This is a genomic window from Prosthecobacter sp., assembly GCF_034366625.1.
Lineage (GTDB): Bacteria > Verrucomicrobiota > Verrucomicrobiia > Verrucomicrobiales > Verrucomicrobiaceae > Prosthecobacter.
The window spans coordinates 115,958-136,272 of record NZ_JAXMIH010000008.1 but is presented as its reverse complement, the minus strand read 5'-3'; the positions used below and the strand labels follow the sequence as shown (position 1 = coordinate 136,272).

At 60.3% G+C, this 20,315-nt stretch carries 14 protein-coding genes; 3 read left to right on the top strand and 11 right to left on the bottom strand.

Annotated features, from left to right (window positions below; genetic code table 11):
- Positions 1 to 38: 38 nt before the first annotated feature.
- Positions 39 to 1,901 carry an FAD-dependent oxidoreductase gene (locus U1A53_RS09100; RefSeq protein ID WP_322280345.1) on the bottom strand — a complete coding sequence of 621 codons (1,863 nt, stop codon included), beginning with the start codon at positions 1,899 to 1,901 and terminating at the stop codon, positions 39 to 41.
- Positions 1,902 to 2,009: 108 nt separating this feature from the next.
- On the opposite strand from U1A53_RS09100, the gene U1A53_RS09095 reads away from it, so the two are divergent.
- Entirely contained in the window at positions 2,010 to 3,872 is a 1,863-nt protein-coding gene (locus tag U1A53_RS09095) for an acetylxylan esterase (protein WP_322280344.1), read from the top strand.
- Between the two features lie 168 nt (positions 3,873 to 4,040).
- Positions 4,041 to 5,582, top strand: coding sequence for a sialidase family protein (locus U1A53_RS09090; RefSeq protein ID WP_322280343.1), 1,542 nt, complete (start codon positions 4,041 to 4,043; stop codon positions 5,580 to 5,582).
- A 5-nt stretch (positions 5,583 to 5,587) separates the two neighbouring features.
- Here U1A53_RS09090 and U1A53_RS09085 read toward each other — a convergent pair whose 3' ends face one another.
- Genes U1A53_RS09085 through U1A53_RS09060 form a run of 6 tightly spaced genes read right to left on the bottom strand, consistent with a single transcriptional unit; the run spans position 5,588 to position 12,979 of the window.
- Entirely contained in the window at positions 5,588 to 6,856 is a 1,269-nt protein-coding gene (locus tag U1A53_RS09085) for a hypothetical protein (protein WP_322280342.1), read from the bottom strand.
- A gap of 16 nt (positions 6,857 to 6,872) precedes the next feature.
- Entirely contained in the window at positions 6,873 to 8,279 is a 1,407-nt protein-coding gene (locus U1A53_RS09080) for an MATE family efflux transporter (RefSeq protein ID WP_322280341.1), read from the bottom strand.
- On the bottom strand, positions 8,280 to 8,717 hold the full coding sequence (locus tag U1A53_RS09075; RefSeq protein WP_322280340.1) for a DUF5069 domain-containing protein: 438 nt from the start codon (positions 8,715 to 8,717) through the stop codon (positions 8,280 to 8,282).
- Positions 8,718 to 8,748: 31 nt separating this feature from the next.
- Positions 8,749 to 10,179 carry a DUF1080 domain-containing protein gene (locus U1A53_RS09070; RefSeq protein ID WP_322280339.1) on the bottom strand — a complete coding sequence of 477 codons (1,431 nt, stop codon included), beginning with the start codon at positions 10,177 to 10,179 and terminating at the stop codon, positions 8,749 to 8,751.
- On the bottom strand, positions 10,176 to 11,048 hold the full coding sequence (locus U1A53_RS09065; protein ID WP_322280338.1) for a metallophosphoesterase: 873 nt from the start codon (positions 11,046 to 11,048) through the stop codon (positions 10,176 to 10,178). The genes U1A53_RS09070 and U1A53_RS09065 overlap by 4 nt, the downstream gene beginning before the upstream one ends.
- Complete coding sequence (locus tag U1A53_RS09060; RefSeq protein ID WP_322280337.1) at positions 11,048 to 12,979, bottom strand: DUF4838 domain-containing protein; 1,932 nt, start codon at positions 12,977 to 12,979, stop codon at positions 11,048 to 11,050. The genes U1A53_RS09065 and U1A53_RS09060 overlap by 1 nt, the downstream gene beginning before the upstream one ends.
- A gap of 310 nt (positions 12,980 to 13,289) precedes the next feature.
- Here U1A53_RS09060 and U1A53_RS09055 point away from each other — a divergent pair, with 310 nt between their 5' ends.
- Positions 13,290 to 14,732 carry a hypothetical protein gene (locus U1A53_RS09055; protein WP_322280336.1) on the top strand — a complete coding sequence of 481 codons (1,443 nt, stop codon included), beginning with the start codon at positions 13,290 to 13,292 and terminating at the stop codon, positions 14,730 to 14,732.
- Between the two features lie 50 nt (positions 14,733 to 14,782).
- Here the strand turns inward: U1A53_RS09055 and U1A53_RS09050 are convergent, their stop codons facing one another.
- The 4 genes from U1A53_RS09050 to U1A53_RS09035 form a co-directional block, all read right to left on the bottom strand.
- Positions 14,783 to 16,051 (bottom strand): polysaccharide pyruvyl transferase family protein, encoded by a 1,269-nt coding sequence (locus tag U1A53_RS09050; protein WP_322280335.1) that lies wholly within the window; start codon positions 16,049 to 16,051, stop codon positions 14,783 to 14,785.
- Positions 16,052 to 16,139: 88 nt separating this feature from the next.
- Positions 16,140 to 17,033 carry an alpha/beta hydrolase gene (locus tag U1A53_RS09045; protein WP_322280334.1) on the bottom strand — a complete coding sequence of 298 codons (894 nt, stop codon included), beginning with the start codon at positions 17,031 to 17,033 and terminating at the stop codon, positions 16,140 to 16,142.
- A gap of 203 nt (positions 17,034 to 17,236) precedes the next feature.
- Complete coding sequence (locus U1A53_RS09040; RefSeq protein WP_322280333.1) at positions 17,237 to 18,262, bottom strand: glycosyl hydrolase; 1,026 nt, start codon at positions 18,260 to 18,262, stop codon at positions 17,237 to 17,239.
- A gap of 7 nt (positions 18,263 to 18,269) precedes the next feature.
- Positions 18,270 to 20,315 carry an FAD-dependent oxidoreductase gene (locus U1A53_RS09035; RefSeq protein ID WP_322280332.1) on the bottom strand — a complete coding sequence of 682 codons (2,046 nt, stop codon included), beginning with the start codon at positions 20,313 to 20,315 and terminating at the stop codon, positions 18,270 to 18,272.

Here is a 20,315-nt window from a genome sequence, read left to right as displayed (position 1 = left end):
TTCCCGGCGCTGATGCACGCGTCAATTGAGCCGCACATTTACTTCTTCAACTCCTCGCGGAGACGCTTCTGCCAGTCGGGATGCTGCTTTTTGTAGTCTTGAAAGGCGGTGTGCTCGGTGAGGGCGATCTTGCCATCCTTGTTGGTGTCGATGAAGGGGAAAAGCCACTCCCAGCCGGGTTTGGCGTCATTCCATGCCTGCTGGGAGGCCCATTCGCCGGTCTCGATGCCGGTTTTGCGATGCTGCTTGGCCTGCTGCGCGAGTTCATCGGTCCATTCGAGAATCTGGCCGCGTTCGAGAAGGCGTCGGCGTAGTTGGGCAGCGTCCACGTTCTGCACGGAGGTGTTGGCGTGGATGGCTTGCGCGGCAGCGACGCCTGCGGACTCGCCGAGCACGCAGAAGACCGGCTCCATGCGTGCCGAAGCATACGCGATGTAGCTGGCGGAGAAGCACACGGGCACGAGGAGGTTGGTGCATTCGTCCGCCTTCGGCGTGATGGCGCGATACGGGATCGGATACGGATGCCCGGTGCCCTGCGAACCGCCGACGAACATGTTTCCCTCAGTGGCGACGCCGATCTGGCCGCTCTCATTCGCGACGACGTAGCGGCGCACCGGATAGATGTCCACGCCGTAAAGCGCGAGTCCCACGCCGTCCTCGGCCTTCGTTTGATTCCACACATCTGCAAGCGTGAGGATGTAAGGCCCTTTCATGCGCCGCGTGAGGCGCACATAGAGCTGGTTCGGCCAGCCTTCGGTGTCGGCGTGCATGGTTTGATCGAGGCCGAGTTCGGCGGTCTCATTGCGAAACGCCTCCGGCACGCGTGCATCGGTGCTGAGGAAGTGATGCAGGCCTCTGAGGTAATCCTGGTGCTGCCGCCACACCTTCGAGCGCGCCTCCCAGGTACCGTCTTGATAAAAGCGGCTCAGGCCCAGCGGCGCCATCGTGATCAAGGAGTCGCGCTTGTAGTTGTATTCGCCGCTGTTCAGCCAGCCGGGAAAGATGTCGCGCAGGCGCTTCGTGAGCTTGGCGGTGTCGTCGATAGTGCGCACGAGATGCTCGACGTAGCGACCGACGAGTTCGAACTCCTGCGCGTTGTAGTTCGCGGGCTCAAAGGGCACGCGCTTCTGCGGATCACGCGTGACGTAGAAGCGGAAGTTGTAGGCCTGCGTGTAATCATCCGCCGCGCCCTTGGGCAAACTATGGTCCGCTTCGACCCATGGCAGCAATCCGCTCTTCGGATCACCCGCGACCACATACGGATCAATCGGCGTCCAGTTCGTCGTCGGTCCCACGCCCGCGAGTTCCTCGTGGTAAGTCTCGGCCGATTCGCGACCCACGGCATACTTCACCCCCACAGCGGCCATCACGTCACCCTCGTAACTCGCGTCGATGAAAACCTTCGCCTCGATCACCCTGACATCCTTTTTGGTCGCCGTCGGAGCCGGAATCCCATGCTTGTCCGGCGGCGCGAGTTCCAGAACGAGCTTTGTGATGCTCGCGCCCGCTTTCTCCACACGCTGCACCCGCTGCTCATAGATCACCGGGATCTTCTCCTCGGCCAGCCAGTCGGCGAAGTCTTTGCGCAACACATTCGGCTTCTTGCCCAGCTTGAAAACACGCGTCGCCGTCAACCCGCCCACCGCCGCCGGTTCCGCGCAATCCTGCAGCGGTTTGATCCCCGCGCCAAGAATGCCGCCCACCCATCGACTCGGTTCCACGATGAGCACCGAGCAACCCTCCTGCTTCGCCGTGACCGCCGCGACGATGCCCGACGGCGTGGCGCCATACACGCACACGTCCACGCGCTGAGTTGGTTCGGCGGCGTGGGTGAGGCTTGCGAACCAGGCTAGCAAAGGCAAGGTGAAGCGTTTCACAGGGGAGGCAGCGAATTGAGTCATGGGTCGTAGCATAGGCTTTCTAGCCTGTGTTCCAAGGGAAGAGACACAGCCTAGAAAGGCTATGCTACTGTCTCCCAAATCGCACGAGTCCCTATCTTCATTCGTACCATGTCCACCCGTCGCCAATTTCTCCAAAACACCTCGCTGCTCGCCAGCGCACCCTGGCTTGCCTCGCAGGCCGTTTTTGCCGCTGAAGGCATCCCGCAGTCGGTGCAAGAGCTGTGGGCAGATTTTGATCCGCGCAAAGACCCGCTCGAAGTCGAAGTCATCCGCGAATGGAAGGAAGACGGCGGCGTATTCCGGCATGTGCGGTATTTCATCGGCAGCTTCAAAGGCAAGCCCGCGCGAATGGCGGCGGTGTATGGCTTTCCGGAGAACGCCAAAGACAAACTCCCGGCGGTGATGCACATCCACGGTGGCGGTCAGCGTGGCTCGGTGAGCGAGGTGAAACTGCTCGTCGCGCGAGGTTACGCGGCGCTTTCCGTGAACTGGGGCGGCAGCGGCACGGGCAAGGCACCGTTCAACACCTGCGAGAAGTCCGAGCCCGGCGATCCCAACACCGACTGGGGCGCGGCCGATCCCTCGCAGCTCAATGTGCAGGGCTACAGCACCATGCTGCCCGGACCGGGGCAGCTCTTAGAGGACCGCGAGCATCCGAAGAACAACAACTGGTATCTCCTCACGCTTGGTTGCCGTCGCGGGCTCACGTTTCTCGAACAGCAGCCGCAGGTCGATCCGCAGCGTCTCGGCGTGCATGGCTACTCGATGGGCGGCAATCTCACGATGTATGTCGCTGGCACCGATCGCCGGGTGAAGGCCGCCGTTCCCGGCGTCGGCGGCCAGGGCTGGCGCTGGCAGGCGCATTCGTTCATCGGCGGCACGGACCAGCAGGACCGGATCAAAGGCGATATCGAGGTCTTCAAGCGCACGCTTAGCTTTGAAAGCTACGCGCCGCTCATTCAGTGCCCGGTGTTGCATCGCAGCGCCACAAACGACTTCCACGGCTGGATGGACGACGTGTATCGCACCAACGCACTCATTCAAAACCAGCCCACGCGCTTCAGTTGGGTGCCGCACATGAACCACCGCCTCACCCCTGAGGTCGCCATCACGATGCCGCTGTGGTTTGATCAGCATCTCAAAGGCGGTCCCGCCTTGCCGGACACGCCGCAGAGCGAGCTGCGCCTGAAATCGAACGACGACGTGCCACTTCTGCGCGTGCGGCCGGATGCGAAAACGCTGCCCGTCGCCCGCGTTGAGATCTACTACAGCACCGATCCCGATCCCCGCGCCCGCTTCTGGCGCAGCGCCGACGTGCATCATGAACCCGAAGGCTACATTGCCCAACTGCCGATCCACACGCACGACCTGCCGCTCTTCGCCTTCGCGAACGTTTACCACACGCTGCCAAAGCCCGAATCGCTCGCGCAGATGCCCGGCAACGCCAAGCCGATCACCGAGCTCTGCCTCAGCAGCCTCCTCCACTCGCACAGCGCCGACGAGGTCAAGCAAGCGAACCCGAAGCTCACCGCGAAACCTTCCACGCTCATCGACGACTTCACTCACGGCACCCGTGATTGGTATGCACTCAATGCCGGCAACGCCACGCATCAGCAACTCTGGACCCGCAAAGTCACCGATCCCCTCTGGCGCGGTCCTGAAAGCTCCAAGCTGCACGTCACGCTCAAACTCCCGCAAACCAACCACCTCAGCATCGTCCTACAGCAAAACGAATGGCGCAGCTACCGTGGCCCACGCCGCACCTTCGTCTGCCAGCGCGAAATCCCAAGCTCCGACGCCCCGCAAACTCTCACGCTCGCCCTGAGCGACTTCACCTCCGCCGAAGGCTCACCCACAAGCTGGTCCGAAATCGATCAACTCGGCCTCTGCGCCAGCCACGGCCTCCCAGCCAACGAAGTCCCGCTCTGGAAAGGCCCCGCGCCGGAGTTTTTGCGGGTGGCGTGGGAGTGAGGCGCGAGACAGAGGTCATTCTCTGCAATTCAATCAGGGTGATGGCGACTTCCTTGGAACGATTCAGCTCGTCGAGCCCAACGACGGTTTTGTTTACACTGAAATACACCACCAAGCGATCTTGCCGCGCTTGAGATGGACTTATTGCTGAGCAAACCTCGACCACACATGCGAATCACCACCCGACATCAGAGAAGTCTTCTTTCGTCCCTCGCGCTGCTTGGATTCTCCGTCACCAGCTTCAGCGCGGAACCGACTTCCATCGGCCTGAATGCAAACCAGATGTCCATTGCCACGGGCCAGCCTTCGTTGGTGCTCATGTCGAGCGGCTCCACGCACATCCCCGTGTGGTCATTGTCGGGTGGGACGGTGGGGCAATCGGTGGCGGGGGTGGTGACGGGGCTGCCGGGGGATTGCGTGGCGGTGAAGGTCGAGATTGTCGTGACGACGACGGATGAGACGACGAGTCCAGAGTTTCAGGATGTCTATCGCGTGCATCTTTCGCAGATGGTGGAGGGCGCGCCGTTCACAGAACGTTATGCGCTGGGCAAGCCCGTGCGCACGGCGCTGCCCGACGCGCCGTTTCATTCGCGGACCATCGTCTTGGAATCCTGTTACGAAGTCGTGCCCGGTGCGCCACTCACCGTGCGCATCCAGCGGGAACCTGGTGATTCTGGCGACACCTTCACCAAGCCCACCGGTCTGGCCGCGGTGAAGGTGACGCCTTTGCAAGTCCTCCCGAAGCCCCACGTCGTGCAGGACGTGCCTGGCTACAATTCGTGGCCCATGCTTCAGGCCATCGGCGAGAAATTGGTGTGCGTTTATGGTCGCGGCAAAGGGCACACCATCGCCAGCGACGACCGCGCCGTTTATGCCCGCACCTCGACCGACAGCGGCAAAACCTGGACCGCAGAAACAGTGGTCGCCGACGCAAAGGACTACGGCGAGGTCGCGGTAGGCAAAGGTCTCGATGCCACCGGCGCGATGCTGCTCTGGGTGCGCCGCATCGGCAAAAACGAATGGCACCACGATCTCTACCGCACCACCGACGGGATCACCTTCACACTCGTCGCAACGCCGATGCTCGCCGTGCGCCCAATGCAGATCACCGATGTCTTCAGCGTCCCGAAAGTCGGGCTCATGGCCCTGTGGTTCGGGGGAGATTACAGCGACAAGCCCACGCAATCGTGGGGCATGCTGACCAGCAGTGATGACGGCAAAACGTGGACGCAAACACCTGTCGAATCCGGCTTGCTGAAAGCGGACTGGCCGACCGAACCCGCCGCGGTTTACCTCGGCGATGGCAAAATCCTCGCCATCGCACGAACGGAAACCGGTCCGTCGCAATTCCAGATGATCTCGACGGACAACGGAGCCACATGGACCCGCGCTCGCACCAACATCAGCGATGTCTCGGCCTCTACGCCGAGCCTGGTCCTCGACGCCAAAACCGGGCTGATGAGCAATTACTACTATGAGCGAGGGCGCGGCATTCTCCGGCGTCGCGTCGTCGATCCGGGCAGCGTGTTTGACCATCCGCTCAGTTGGCCCGGTTCCGAAGCCATCGCCACTGGGAGCAAGATTTCCTACGACGCAGGCAACGCGAACGCCACCGTGATCGGGGACACCCACCACGTCTCCTTTTACTCCGGCAAGGCACCTGACACCGCAGTGTTCGTCACGGAGATCGCATCGCCGACGGCGCGGTGACTCATTCACTTCAACAACTGCATTCGCCACCACGCGGACTCGACGGGGAAGAACTGGCTCAAATACACGCGGCTGAAATCATAGTGCGTGATGACCTTTTCGATGGCGGCGCGTTGAGACATTACAAACTCACGATCAGGACAAAGCGTGACGACCCACGCGGCGAAGCAGGGCTCGCGGAGATAATCCTTCTCGATGTGCATGCGCGGTGAAGCGGCGTGCTGGAGCTTCAGACCGGCGAGGGCCACCTCGACGGCTTCCGCCTCGCTGTGTTGCGGCTTCCAGGCGGCGTTCATCACGCGCCAATCCACGTTGAAAGGCTCCGTGCCGTTCACGTCGAACTTGTCGATCAAGCCGAGGCTTTGCGCGGCCACCTCGGCGCTGTGACGCAAGCCCTCGGCATACACGTTTTTCAAAGTGGTGTTCGTTTCCATCTCCCAGAGGCCGCGCAGGCAGATGACACACTCGCTGCCGGTCCACGTATGACGCTCGCCCTGGCTGGGATCGAAGACCATGCCGATGCGGCAGATCTCCAAACGCTCGCGCTGGCCTTTGCCTACCTTTTCATGTGCGGCAGCGAGGTAGCGCTCCTGCCACGATGCGTCGCCCGTGAAGGCGTGCATCGCTTTCATGATGAAAAGGAGCCTTGGCACGGCCTCCCACGTCGGTTTCGCAAAATCACCGCGATACTTCGACGGCGGCCCGTCGGTGGGAACCTTCCACCCGTGGCTGTCGAGCACCTTCACCTGCTCGATGAAGCGCTTCACGAGGTCTCGCCGCTCCACGTCGTCTTTTGGCAAGCCATCGGTCACATAACGCCAGATGCCATACAGCCACGGCGTGGTCTGATCATTCGAGCCCATCGGATACGTCGTCTTGCCATCGGTGGCGATGCCACGCGCGATGAAGCCCGGCGTCTTGCCGATGGTCGAGACCTTGATGAGTCCGTCGATGAGTCGGCGTGCCTTTGTGCGATCCTCGTTCTTCTGCGTGATCAGCCAGCGATTGCACGCCGCATCGAGATACAGCCCGTTGAACATTGGCCCATCCTCATTCGGCACGCCCCAGCTCAGGGCGCTTGGCTTCATCTCGCGGCAATCTTCCGCCGTAGGCCGCACGATCTCACTTTTCAAGCCGACGTAATCGAGGATGAGATCGTGCTCATCGACAAACCGCCGCCACAGCTCGTTGTGCGCTTTTTCGACGGCTTGCTCCGGCGTGTCGGCGGAGAGCAGACCGGTGACAACAAGGAAGATGAGGCTGCGGGTGATCATGGATGAAAGTTTACGCTCAAACCTTCTGCGACTTCCACTTCCCACGTTTGAACAGGAACCAGCTCCAGATGGCGAGCAGCGAGAAGGCGACTGGAACAGAGATGAACACGCCCACAGGGCCGAAGCCGAGTGATTTCGACAAGATCCAGGCAATGGGAATCTGCCCGATCCACAGGCACATGAAGTTCAGCCGTGCTGGCGTCCAGGTGTCGCCGGAGCCGTTGAAAGCGGCCTCAAAGCACATCCCGGCGGCATAGAGCGGGAACGCGAGGCTCACGATCCAGAGCGACTGCGTGCCAAAGGCCAGCACCTCCGGCTCCGTGGTGAACAAACACAGTAGCGGCCCCGCAAACAGCACGAAACCGATACCGACGACGCTCAGCACGATAATGTTGAACTTGGTGGCGATCTTCACCGCCTCCTCGGCACGCTCCGGCTTGCCTGCACCCAGGTTTTGGCCCACCAGCGTCGCGCCAGCATTCGCCAAACCCCACGCGGGCATCAAGGCAAACATCACCAGACGCACCGCGATGGTATAACCTGCCAGCGCCGTGCTGCCAAACATGGCGAGAATCTTGAACAGGCCCACCCAGCTCGTCGTACTGATGAGCAACTGCGCGATGCCGCTGCCAGACTTGCTCAAGACCGCGCCGATGATCTCGCGCTCGGGTTTGAAATGGCACCAGCGCACCTTCACGCGGCTGTGATGGCCTGCGAGATGCCAGAGCTGATACAGCACGCCCACGCCACGTCCGATGTTCGTCGCCACCGCCGCGCCAGTGACGCCCATCTCGGGAAAAATCCACCAACCAAAGATGAAACAGGGCCCCAGGGCGATGTTCAGCGCGTTCGCGAGCCAAAGCGTCCGCATCGCGATCACCGCATCGCCCGCTCCGCGAAAGATGGCGTTGATGAGGAAGATCATGAACACCGTCACATTGCCGCCGAGCATCACGCGCGTGAAATCGGCGCCGAGCGTCACGATCTCCTCGCCCGCGCCCATGAACCGCAAAATGTCCGGCGCAAAGATGCCCAGCACGATGCCGATGCCCGCCGAGACGAGCACGCCGAGCAACACGATCTGCCCTGCGACCTGCGCCGCGAGTTCGGGCTTTTTTTCGCCGATGCGACGCGATACAATCGCCGTGGCGGCAATCGAGATGCCAATCGCCACCGCATAGATCAGCGTCATGATCGACTCCGTGATGCCCACGACGGCCACCGCTTCTTTGCCAAGCCGCGACACCCAAAACACATCCGCCACCGCGAACAACGACTCCATGATCATCTCCAGCACCATCGGCACCGCGAGCAGGATCACCGCGCGATTCAGCGGCAGCGAGGTGTAATCATGCTCCTCCCCGCGCAGCGACTGTCTCACGCTGCGCCAGAGCGAAACTGGCTGGGAAGCCTCCTGACTCATTCACAGCAGCCTTCCTTCATCCACGTCGATGTAATGAGCGATGGTTTGGATGTCGTCGCGATCACCGAGACCTCCATCGGCCTTCCGCTTCGCCAAAATGGCCGTGATGTGGTCATTCCAGCCGAGTGTTTTGACATAATGATTCCAGATCAGCTTCTCGTTGTCGTTCAGCGTCCGACTGCGCTGCTGGCACCATTGCAGGATGTCATCATCGGTGCCGCCTTCCAGCACGCGGGTCTTCAGGTCGTCGTAGTTGATATGCAGGAAGTCCAACAGCGCACCGTCGCTGCCTTTGCCGAGATTGGCGTGCAGGTCCTCCCACAACCGACCGGCGGAATGCAGGCGAATTTTGCCAATCATGCGCGGGAAGTATTTCAGACCGGCAGTTTCATCGAGAGGACTGCAAGGAAGCGTGGCGGGATCGGGTTTGGCGGACATGCCGCATGTCATCCACCGGGCCGCCGTCTTGTCAATCACCCGTGACTCGCGAAACAATCACCTCGCGCTTCTTCCGGTCGATGGAGTACAAAACGCCACCTGCGCTCCGGTCCCATGCAAAGGCTTGACCACGAGCGCTGATCGAAATCATCGTTTTCCAAGTCCAGACATCGCCTGTCACGGGCAGGTCCATCACATACAGTTCCGACGCATCGTGCCCGGTGATGAAGAGATGGCGATCTGGTCCAAAGCTGCCGCCAGAGCTGCTATTCTTGCCAAACTTCGCCACCGCCTCGGGCGGAAAGCGAATCTCACCTGCCGTCTTCCAGTTCAGATCGAAGCGTACGACACGCGTGCGCGCTGGGTTGCCCGTCTTGGCATACTGCGCGAAGCAGGCATACCACCAGCCATCGCGCCGATCCACCCACGTCAGCGAACCGCCCACGCTCGTGAGGTCGATGCTTTCGAGATGCTGCATCGTTTGCGGATCAAAGACCTCCACGGAGCTCTTCATCGGCATTTCGGGGTAGTTCGAGTGCGCACACCAGAGTTTGCCATCCAGCACGACACCGGCGTTCAGATGCTTGATGTGACCTCCTGCGGCCGGATTCCAGCCTCCGACGCGCTCGCCCGTGTCTTTGCGGTATTTGCCGATGGCGGCGTTCGTGATCGCATAAAAGTGCTCCGCATCCACGGCCACGCCTTGATGCGCTTCTTCTGCTTTGAAGCGTTTGCCCTCTTCGTGCCGCCAGTCGCCCTTTTTGCCCGCCAGCATCTTGTTCACCCGCTCCTGCTCTTTGCGCAAAGCACCATCGGAGATCGGCATTGGCGTTAAATTTTCGGACACGACCTTCTCGTCTGCCGGGATCGTCCGCCAGCGCAGATTTTTGAACCACACGTCCGCTCCGTGGTATTGGAGCGAGAGGTTCGCGCCGCGTTTCGTCAAGTCACCTCCACGGATGCGAAGCACCTCAATCTCATTGTGCCAGCGCGGGTCGGTGTAGTCGAAGTCGATCACCTTTTCGCCATTGAGCCAGTGCTGGATCACCGTGCCTTTGCAAACAATGCGCCCCTCATTCCATTCGCCAAACGGTTTCACGACATCCTTCGTTGGTGCCATGCCGAAGAAGAGCGAAGCCGCCGCCTGACGCGGATTCTCGCCGTAGGGGCTGTTCGCGTTGTCGAGCAGTTGATACTCATACTGCGTGGGACGGTAATACACGCCGCTGTTGCAGCCCTTGGCGACTTTCCAGTCGAAGCGCAGCTCAAAGTCATCCGGCACCTTGGCCTTCTCATACACCAGCGATCCGCCTTTCTTGATGCAGGCCATCTCGCCATTCACCACCGACCAGTTGCCGCCGTGCTTCCAGCCATCGAGCGTCTTGCCGTCAAAGATCGGCTCGAAGCCGGGTTCCACTGCCAAAGCAGTGCTTGCCAGTGCCAAAAGAAGGAGATGTTTCATGCGTGATTCAAAGTGCGGTTCATCTGCCTGCGAAAGCCGTTCAAACGCAGCGAGCTGTCTGACATCACATCCAGCATCGTGTAGCCGCTGTTTTCCACGCCGCTGCCCTCCACCATCGCCACCAGCGTGGTGTAGTGGATGCCGCTGATCTGTTGATAGTCGTTCTTGTGCGAGTGTCCCTGGAAGACGGCGAGCACCTTGCCGGACTTTTCGAGCAACGACCTCACCTCGGCGGCATTGCGCACGGCATGAGCCTTGTCCAGATCGAGCCGCTGATGAGCCAGCACGATCACCGGGCCGCTGGCCTTGCTCAATTCAGCTTCCAGCCATGCCAGCTCGGCTTTGGGAAGGTTCGCATCCTGCCAGTTGAAGTTCTTCCGTTCATACGGAGTCCCGTCCTCGCGAAAACAGGCGTCCAGGATCAAGAAGGTCACACCACTGCTCTCAAAGGCCGCATGACCTCCCGCCGCCTTCGTGTGCTGCGCGAACTCATGCTTCGTGAGCGTGCCGACGCAGTGATTGCCCATAACGTAGTGCCTCGGCATCTCCAGCTTGGCGAAGTGCGACTCCATGACTTTCAGCCACTCGATCTCCCGCTCCACCGAATCCGCCTGATCGATGAAGTCGCCAAGCTCGATCACCAGCGCAGGTTTTTCGCGGTTCATGACCTCAACAGCCTCGTCGAGCTTCGCCAGCGCCTCGCGGTAAAAGCGCGTCTTGGTCGGATTTTTGTCCGCGTAATGCAGATCCGTCATCAAACCGACCCGCAGCAGCGGCTTGGCATCGTTTTCGGCGGCTAGCACCTTCCCCGCGCCGAATCCGGCGAGGCAAAGCGTGCTGTGTTGGAGAAAAGCGCGGCGTGTGGGCATCACGGATACAAATCGGGGGTCTGGCGGGATTCTTCGGACAATTTCCAGCTCAGCTCCTCCACCCAAGCGAGGTGGTTGAAGTTGCCGATGCCAGAGCGCTCGTTCGCCCGGCGGAAGACGAGCAGTTCATCGACAGCGATCTTAATTTCACCTTTCGATGCTGTGGAGCTGGCGAGTGAGAGCTGCGCGGACACGCGGGCGCAGAGTTTCGCATGCTGAAGACCGAGCTGGAGGAATTTCACTCTCGCGGCGGCTTCCGAATCGGAACGTGCAGCCTTCGCTGCCTCTTCGAGAATCGTTTCAGCGGGCGTGAAGCATTCAGGCGGATACAACACATGTGCGGCTTTGGCCCAGTTCCGCCAGCGGGAGGTTTGCAGTGCCTCCATCGTCTGGTTGATCTTCTCACGGCTGTTCGTGGTGAAATTTTCCCAGTGGTCGAAGTAGCGTTTCACCTGCTCGGAAGCGGCAGCGAACGCGGAAAAGTATTCGGCGAGCAATTCATTCGCCGAAGCCTCATGTCGCACATGCAGACGGGAGGCGACGTACAAATTCGGCCCCTGCGTGGCCCAGTGACCGGTCAATGAGTCGTAATCCGTGGCGACCATGCCGTGCTTCACCGCATGATGAAACTCGTCGGCGAACTGATGCGCGAAGATGAAGGGCATGCAGTAGCCGTCGAGCAGGTGATTCGTGCGCATGAAGAGCCGCGCGCCTGTCTCGCGCCAGCCGGTCCATTGCCGCTTCATCCACACATGCTCCTCCTCGGAGCGAGGGAACCATCCCGCGGACGGGCAGTAGCCGATGAGGATGTTCGGATTGAGTTTGATACCACTCGTGGGGGCCGAGAAGTAATTGAAGTAGGCATAACCGACCACCGTGGTGCCTGCGGGAGCCTGCCGTTGCACGCCCAGCCAAAATTTCGCATAACGATCCGAGACAAAGCGCGAGCCCGCTACCTTCGAGTCCGGCGGATAAAATGTGAGATAATCCGCAGGCGCGGGACCATCGAGCGCGCGGCAGTTTTCGCAGATGCAGAGGCCGAGGATGTCATTCTCACAGGCGTTGATAAATCCGGGTGTTTTCGCATCCGGCGGCCGTTTTGTGGTCCAGCGATTCACGATCTCGCGCTGGAGATCGGGATTCGAGACACACATGGAAAAGCGTCCGTCTTTCTTCTTCGGACCGCGCTTGCCGCCCTCCAGAAGCTGAAACCACTCCGGGTGTGCCTTGCCGTCCTTCTGCCACCAATCAACAAAAGCATGGCCGTAACTCACCGGATAACTCCGTCCCATGCGATGCCGCCGCAGAAACACGGCTTGTTCGTCACTGAACTGCTTCGCCGCCGCCGTGGTGAAGCCCAGCGCGGGATGGGTGCTTTCAAAACCAAGTCCTGGACGGATGCGGCGCTGGAAGAAACGCGGCGCGATGGTCTCGTCGCATGACTTGGCGGTAACGGTCTTTGTTTTCGGCACATGCGTCCCGAGTTCGCCCGGCCAAAGCCAGCGCACATTCAAATCACGGTCGAGCCATTCATAAACGCCCCAAAGTGTTCCTGCGCTGGTGCTGGCATCGAGCGGATCACCACCGCCGTCGTTTCCAGCGATGAAAACCGCCAAATCAGTGACCCGCAGCGCGAACGCCTCGGCAGCCAACCTGCCGACATCGGCACCCATCTCACGGCAGGCACCCAGATAAATGCGCGGGCGTGAATCCGCTTTGACCGCGCTTTCTGCGATCACCTCCAGCCGCGCACCACAGGCTTTCTCAACATGGTCCCTGAGTTCTTTCGCCGCGTAAACCACAACGCGTGTGGGACGGTCCGGTGTGACGATCACCGTCAGCGGCCTGCCTTCACTGACGAGCGTGACATCTCCTCGCGTTGGAAGATCTCCCATCAGAAACAGACAGGCAAAGAGGCTGCGGAAAGACATGGGCGCTCATAACGCATTCCGCCCGAAAATGCTTCAAACTGCGGTGAAAATGCCCGTCTCCGGCCGCACCGAGTCCGCAAAGCCTTGGCTCTTTTGGGGCATTTACACTCTCGCCCGAAATTTTGAGCACCCAGCTCTCCCGTGAGCGGAACTCAGACAGGCGAGGATGATCGGCGTGCAGTCTCATGATCCATCCCTGACGATGCATCTGCGGCATCGGTTTAGGCTAAACCGCCCGAGAAAAAAGATTGCCAGCCAGGCGCGCATTGGGTAAAAAATTGAAATGCCGTCTTTCCGCCACCTACACCGCATGGCCGCGCTCGTTGCTGTGTTCTTCGTGCTCCCTGTGGCAGCGCAGACCAGCAGCCCTGACAACGGGGCCACAGGAAGCCCCCCTTCGACCACTGAGAATTCCGTCAGCAGCAGTTCCGGTGCCACGCTCACCCTCACCGGAGCCACGACTAGCAGTTTAAGTGTGTCGATTATCACGTCGAACCTTAGCCTCAACACCGGCTCTCTTATCATCGGCTCGACGCCGCCGCTCACTAATGCGTCCAGTGGTGCCACAACTATTGTGCAGAATTCAGCGTCAGTCACAAATCCGATCAGCCTGAACAATACATTCAACTCAGATGTGCTCACAGGCTCCTTGGCGGGAGCCACTCTTGCCAACCAAACCAGCTTGGGGACCATCAACACCATCGGCGGTAATTCTATTGTCTTGGGCGAAACAACCGCTCCCACACTCGGCACGGCCCCGCTCACCCTATCTACCGCTGACACCTCGTCTTTAACATTGTCGAATATCACGCTTGCCACCCTAGGCAGTATAGCCATCAACACACCAGGGAGCAATCCCGTCAGCCTGAGCGGATCATCTGTCCTTGGCCTTCACGCCACCTCGCTCAACTTCTCAACCTCCGTCTCCCAGAACCTTGTGCTTGGCAGCACGGTTAACACCGTTAACACGGTTGCCGGACAGCTCAACACTCAGACCGCACCCGTCACCATCAGCAGCGGAACATTTGCTGTCCAGGGGGTGACGACGATCAACAACAACCTCAGCCTGCAAAGCAGCGCCCTTCTAAGGATGCGCCTCAACAACACGACCCCGGGAGACGGATATGACCAGCTCAATGTCTCCGGTGACGTCGCCCTCCATGGAGACTTGGCCATCACCGCCGCCCCCAGTCTCTCTGCGGGAGCCTCTTTCACCATCCTGAACAAGACCAGCGCCGGTCCCATCAGCGGCACGTTCGCAGGAAGACCCCAGGGCAGCGTCGTCATCGTCAACAACAATGATTTTGTCATCAGTTACACCGGAGGGGACGGCAATGACATCACCCTCACCACCCTGTCCCGTGCGCAGGCATGGCGGCACCGCCACTTTGGCACCACCGCCAACACGGGCACCACTGCGGATGATGCCGACTTCGATGGCGACGGCATCCCCAATCTCATTGAAAAAGCCTGCAATCTGGACCCGACCAAAGGCAATGCCCTGCCCGTCACCACGGCGGTCAAAGGCTCCAGTCTGGAGTACACCTACACCCGAAGTGTCGCGGCTGTGAGCGCCGGAGACATTTTCACAGTGGAATGGAACGACACCCTAGGAGCGACCGGCTGGAGCAACACAGGCGTGACCGAGGAGGTGCAGAGCGATGACGGCACCACCCAGATCGTCAAAGCCCTCGTGCCCGCCGGCAGCAGCGGTCATCGCTTCATGCGGTTGAAAGTAACACCGGCTCCGTAAAACGTGTGCGGAGCCAGTCCTCCCGAGCTTTTTTCGTGGCCTTCGCAGGCTTACTGCTCTGCCAGCACGCTCTTCACATGCTTCATCGAGCCAGCGAAGCACTCATGCACATAGGCCATGGCCCTTTTCACTTTCGCCTGAGCAGCGGGATAGTCGGCATCAATGGCTAACAGCGTCTCAGCCATCTTCTCGACAGGAGTTTCGTCCATTTCGAGCAGCCATTCGGGCAGGCCGATGTCCTGGAACATCCAGCACTTCGGCGAGTGGAACTCGGAGTAGGTGTGGATGATCGGCGTGCCGTTCGCCAGCGCGATGATCGGTGAATGCGGCTCGTGGCAGACGATGGTGTGCGCTCGCGCGAAGATGGAAGCGGCCTCGTCGGCGTTCCAGAAATACTCCAGGTTCACGACGTGCTTTTGAATCTCCGGCGGCAGCAGATCGTGGATAAGACGCTTGTTGTGCTCCATCTCCTTCTTCACTTCCGGCGCGATGAGCACCTTGTGGCCGGTTTTTTTCACCCACAGTGTGATCAGCTCGCGATACTTCGCGGCGCGACGCTCGTCATCGGCGATCTGCTCGGGCGTGGGGTGCAGCGGGTTGAGCTTCGGCGTGCGTGTGTCATCCACGCCGGGGAGTTTGGCGGTGTTGGTGCGCAGTTGGATGGTAATGAACTTCCGGTCTTCCAGACCGAGCTTCTTCATCGTCGCGAGTCCGCGTTCGTCATCACGCACGTCGATACCGAAGCAGCCATCGGGGCCGAACTGCAACGCGGCGGCCTTGATGCCCGCGCCCTGGAGAATTTTCAGTGTCTTCGTCTCGCGGGTGTAGATGAAGGACGCGCCATTCAGCAGCGCGATGCGCTCCTCCGCGCCCTTGCCTTCGACCATGCTGGGGAAGAAGGACTGACCAAACAGGCCGTAGGGCTTGCCGTGCTTTTGGCAAAACTGCATGTGGGTGATGTCCTGGCCCATGCCGGAGTTGCGGATGAAGAAGTCGCAATCTTTGACAGCTTGCTTCAGCACTTCGTCTTTCTCGCCATCTTTGAGGAGGCTGCCTTGGAGGATGGTCACTTTGGGGAAGCGCGCCTTCAGCATCGCGGTGACACGATCATCGAGCTTCATCGCCCACAGCACGATCTTCACCTCGGGCAGATGCTGCTCGATCACTCGCAGCGTGCCCGGCGTGTGGCCGATGTCGCCGATGTTCACCGTATCCCACGCGGATTGCAGCACGATGGTCTTGGGCTTGCCATTCGCGGCAAAAACGGAACCGCCAAGCGCGGCGGTGATGGCGGAGATGAAGTGGCGGCGGGTGTGCATGGTTGGGAAAGCTTCTTCAGGTTGCTGCAACGACCATTTGGACACGATCTGGCCGCTTTTCCTTCTATTACATGATTCGCGTCCGCTTTCACTTCGCAAACACGCGTTCCAGCCACTCGTCCACGACCGGAGTCGCGGCATAGGCAGGGTCGCCGAGGCGGCGATTAATCTCGGCGTGACCTCTGAGACCCACACCGTCAAAGCCGCGCACCTCGGCGGGCGTTCCTGCCTTTTGCAAGGCCTCGCCAAGCGCCCGCGATTGCGCCGTGCCATCGACCCGCTGCACATGCAGGATCAGAAACGCGGGAGCGTTTGGAGCGGCGGCCTGCGCCGTGGGTGATAGCGCAAGCTGCCGTTCCTTTTCGCTGCCAAATGCCTGAATGTAGGTGTCATGCATGAAATCACCGCCCTGCGCGATCTGGCGTGGCACATCGTAGCACGCGCCATCGAGCGGGATCACGCCGCGCAACGACTGAGGCCGCAGCCCGGCCTTTTTCAGATACTGCATGTCCGTGCCGACGAGCGCTGACAGGTGCGCCCCGGCGCTGTGTCCCATCAGCACGACCCGAGTAGCGTCAAAGCCAAGTGACTCCGCACGACCGATGAGATGCGCGATGGCATCCGCCACATCCTGCGCCTGCTGCTCCACCGTGGCGGCGGGCACGAGGCGATAGTTGATCGAGGCAAAGGCATAGCCCTGCTGGAGATAATGCCCCGGCTTTTCCTCGCCTGTGGCGTTCCTTTTGTCACCCCTCTTCCAGCCGCCGCCATGCACAAAGATCACCAGTGGCGATCCGGCCTTCATCGGCTTCCAATAATCGAGCTTTTGCAGCGGGTCTTTGCCGTAGCTCAGTTCGACCGAGTCAACCGAGCCTTTTCGTGCCGCCATGCGTTCACGCAGCCGTTCGATCAGCGGTCCTTGGCCGAAGGTGGAACTCGTCAGGCAGGTGATGGCGACGAGAAGGGTGAGCGTTTTGAGCATGGGGTGTTTCATTTGGGCGAGGGAGCGCGTCGCCTCATGAAATGCCGACCAGAGGCATCGGTTACACAAAATCTTGCCCATTTTGCCATCAAGGCGCGGGCAGCAGTTGCAGCGCATCCAGGATGATGAAGCCATCTGTCTCTTTGTTCGTGAACGATGATCTTCCTCAGGACGCTCAAACGAGCGTTTGGACATGATCGGCCTTATTTTTGCGACTGAATGACCTCACGCAGCTTCTCAAAGGCCAGTTTCTTCCCGCTGTCTTTCCAGCCGGAGCCGCCTTCGCGCGAGATTTTAACGAGTCCGTAGTCGGACTCGCCATCCGCGCCGAAATACGGCTCATCGAGCAGTTCATAGACGAAGAATGCCTCGACAGCGGGATGCTCGCGAAGCTGTTTCGCTGTCGCTGCCAGATAATCCGCCGCTTCCTGCTCCTGCCCGCCTTTGCTGCCATCACGACGGTTGATCTCGGTGATCCAGAGCGGTTTGCCGTAGCCTTTCAGCAGCGCGATGAGATCGAGCGTGCCGCGCACTTTTGTCATGTCACCCATTTCGGAATACCAGTGCCAGGCCAGGATGTCGAAGGGCACGCGATTCTCATTCACCAGCCGCTCGATGAAGCCGTGGTGCAGCCAGCCCGCCGTGTCCACGAGCGTGAGCGCGGCAGGATCAGCGTTCTTCACACCTCCCTGCAAACCTTGGATGAAGGCGCGGGCGCGTTCATAGCGGCCATGATGATAATCATCCGCGCTGCTGCCATCCGGAGCGCCGTCCCATTCCCACAGCTTCCCGCCGCGTGTGGTCTCGCCCTTCCTGATGAGGGCGAAGAGATCGAGCTCGTTCCCCAGCTCCCAATGGGTGATGCGACCTCGGTAGCGGCTGACGATGGCACGGGCAAACTCAGATGCAGCGGCCTGGAGCTGTGGCAGCGATGTCTTTTCAGACATCAACTCCGCACCGGGCACGAGCACCGGCAGCAGCCTGATCCCGCGCTTCTCCGCCTCGGCCAGCAGTTCGTCGATCCGCGCCGTGTTCGCCTGAAACGAGGCCGCACTGATGTCGCAGCGATACCATCCGGCACCCAGTTCCTTCACCCAATCCAACTGCGTCGTCAGCGGCACCTGCCAGTAGCCTTCCTGCGACACGGGATGACCGTTGACGCCCCACGCGAAGGGCTGGGCACGAACGGCGGTGCAAAACAGGACGAGAGCGAAAACGAAACGAGTCATGCGGCGCTCAATCCTTGGCGGGATTGAGTTGCAGCGCATCCAAAATCACAAAGCCGTCCGTTCCCGTGTTGCTGACGGTGATCTTCGTTTCAGAACCAGCATCGAGTTCGACAGTGCCGATGCTTCGGAAGGCTTCGCCAGCGGGGAGCGGCTGTGTTTGATCGACTTTGATCTCGGTTTTGCGGCCCCCGCTTTCAATCGTCACCGGCACTTTCGTGGCGCGGGTTTCATGGGCAGAGTAGGCCATGCGGAGGTCGTATTTTCCTCGCTTCGGGGCTTTGAAGCGGAAGATGGCGATGGACTGGCCGTCACCGCGCTTGTCGTCATGCAGGTAGCCTGTGCCGATGTGCGGCTTGAAGCCGGAGGAGTGGCTCCATTCGCCTTTCAGCTCGGCCTGCTTGTCGTCGAGCACGATGCCGGGAAGCGTCTTGGGGTCGATGTTCACCGCGCCTTTCGGTTCGGGTGGCAGATCGGCGAGGACAGGTAAGTCGAGCACCTGCTTTTGTGCGAGCAGTCGCTCACGCAAAGCCGGATACGGCAGCTTTTGGACCGCGAGGTTTTGTTTGGCGCTCATCGCCGCCGCAATGCCGGCGCTCTGGCCGAGGATCATCCACGTCGGCTCCACACGGATCGAGGAGATGCCAACGTGGGTGCAGGAGAGCGCCACAGGCACGAGCAAGTTCGAGCATTCGGCCGCCTTCGGCGTGATGGCGCGATACGGGATGTGATACGCATAACCGTGTCTGCGGCCTGGAATGCGCACTGGCATGATGGTGCCTTCATTGACGACCATTTCTCCCGTTCCGACGCGCTGGCAGTCGTGCGAGTCGATAGGGAAGGATGACACAACGATGGCATCGTCCTTTTTCGGCTCATCCATGATGTCTTTCTGCGAGACGACGTATTCGCCGATCATGCGGCGGCCTTCGCGGACGTAGAGCTGCGGGGACCAGTGGCCGTATTCGGGAAATTCATCGCGGCAGAGGCCGATCTGCGCGTATTCCTCGCGAATCGCGACCGGCACGGCGGGATCGGTGCTGAGGAAGTGATGCATCTCCAACGTGTATTGCTTGTGCGCCTCCCAGATCTTCGCGCGACCCGCCTCATCCGCCTCGCTCCAGCCATTGCAGGCACCAACGAGCCCCATGGAGAACTGTTTCCCGATGCCGTTGTTCGCGTCGAACTTGTTCCCCGGCAGCGGATACAGGTCCCACAGCTGATGCGGTCGCTTTTCCTGCGCAAAGTAATGCCTCACGACCTCAAATCGTGCCGGATCGTAGTTCGCGGGCTTCGGAAACGGCACGCGGTTCGCCGGGTCTTTCGTCACACAGAGACGGAAGCTATAGACCATCACGTTTTTGTCGCCTGCCTCGTCGGGGCCGGCATCCGTCGTGGTGACGAGCGGCAGCGGCTTGCCATCGGTTCCGAGGCCCGAAATCGCCATCTTCGCCTTCGGGTACTGCTTCCCGGCCAGCGACTCACCGAACTCTTTTCGCCCCTCGCGGCCAATCGTCCAGTTCACGCCGGCTGCGGCCATAAAATCGCCCTCGTAGGTGCCGTCGATGAAGACTTTGGCCGCGAAGTCGCCCTCACTCGTCGTGAGCTTCGTGATGTGTGCGCCGTCTTTGATCACTGACTTGAGCACGCGCTTCGTCAGCACCTTCACGCCAGCTTCATCAAGCATCTCCTTCGTGATCTTTGCCGCGACGTGAGGCTCATAGGTCCAGTGCTTGTGATCCTTCTCGCTTACCTTGTAAGGCAGTTCGACGCCTCGCCGCTGGTAGTCCTTTTCGACACGAGAGTGCCATTCATCAAACAAACCCAGCACCGTGCTGCGCACCGTTTGATTCGAGTCGCTGAAGCAAAGCCCTCCTGTATTCACGCCCCCGACATGAGCCGTCGGCTCCAGCAGGATCACGGACGCTCCCTCACGCGCCGCGGCAATGGCGGCACAAAACCCGCCCGGCGTGGCTCCATAAACAATCACATCCGCCTCCGTGGCGGCATGCGCGCAGAGACTGAGGGCGAAGAACAGGATGGCAAAACGTGTCAT

Coding starts and splice junctions, on each gene's coding strand:
- U1A53_RS09050 (WP_322280335.1), bottom strand. CDS start 16,051: ATGCACACCCGCCGCCACTTCATCTCCGCCATCACCGCCGCGCTTGGC.
- U1A53_RS09055 (WP_322280336.1), top strand. CDS start 13,290: ATGGCCGCGCTCGTTGCTGTGTTCTTCGTGCTCCCTGTGGCAGCGCAG.
- U1A53_RS09060 (WP_322280337.1), bottom strand. CDS start 12,979: ATGTCTTTCCGCAGCCTCTTTGCCTGTCTGTTTCTGATGGGAGATCTT.
- U1A53_RS09045 (WP_322280334.1), bottom strand. CDS start 17,033: ATGCTCAAAACGCTCACCCTTCTCGTCGCCATCACCTGCCTGACGAGT.
- U1A53_RS09080 (WP_322280341.1), bottom strand. CDS start 8,279: ATGAGTCAGGAGGCTTCCCAGCCAGTTTCGCTCTGGCGCAGCGTGAGA.
- U1A53_RS09085 (WP_322280342.1), bottom strand. CDS start 6,856: ATGATCACCCGCAGCCTCATCTTCCTTGTTGTCACCGGTCTGCTCTCC.
- U1A53_RS09035 (WP_322280332.1), bottom strand. CDS start 20,315: ATGACACGTTTTGCCATCCTGTTCTTCGCCCTCAGTCTCTGCGCGCAT.
- U1A53_RS09100 (WP_322280345.1), bottom strand. CDS start 1,901: ATGACTCAATTCGCTGCCTCCCCTGTGAAACGCTTCACCTTGCCTTTG.
- U1A53_RS09090 (WP_322280343.1), top strand. CDS start 4,041: ATGCGAATCACCACCCGACATCAGAGAAGTCTTCTTTCGTCCCTCGCG.
- U1A53_RS09070 (WP_322280339.1), bottom strand. CDS start 10,179: ATGAAACATCTCCTTCTTTTGGCACTGGCAAGCACTGCTTTGGCAGTG.
- U1A53_RS09040 (WP_322280333.1), bottom strand. CDS start 18,262: ATGACTCGTTTCGTTTTCGCTCTCGTCCTGTTTTGCACCGCCGTTCGT.
- U1A53_RS09095 (WP_322280344.1), top strand. CDS start 2,010: ATGTCCACCCGTCGCCAATTTCTCCAAAACACCTCGCTGCTCGCCAGC.
- U1A53_RS09065 (WP_322280338.1), bottom strand. CDS start 11,048: ATGCCCACACGCCGCGCTTTTCTCCAACACAGCACGCTTTGCCTCGCC.
- U1A53_RS09075 (WP_322280340.1), bottom strand. CDS start 8,717: ATGTCCGCCAAACCCGATCCCGCCACGCTTCCTTGCAGTCCTCTCGAT.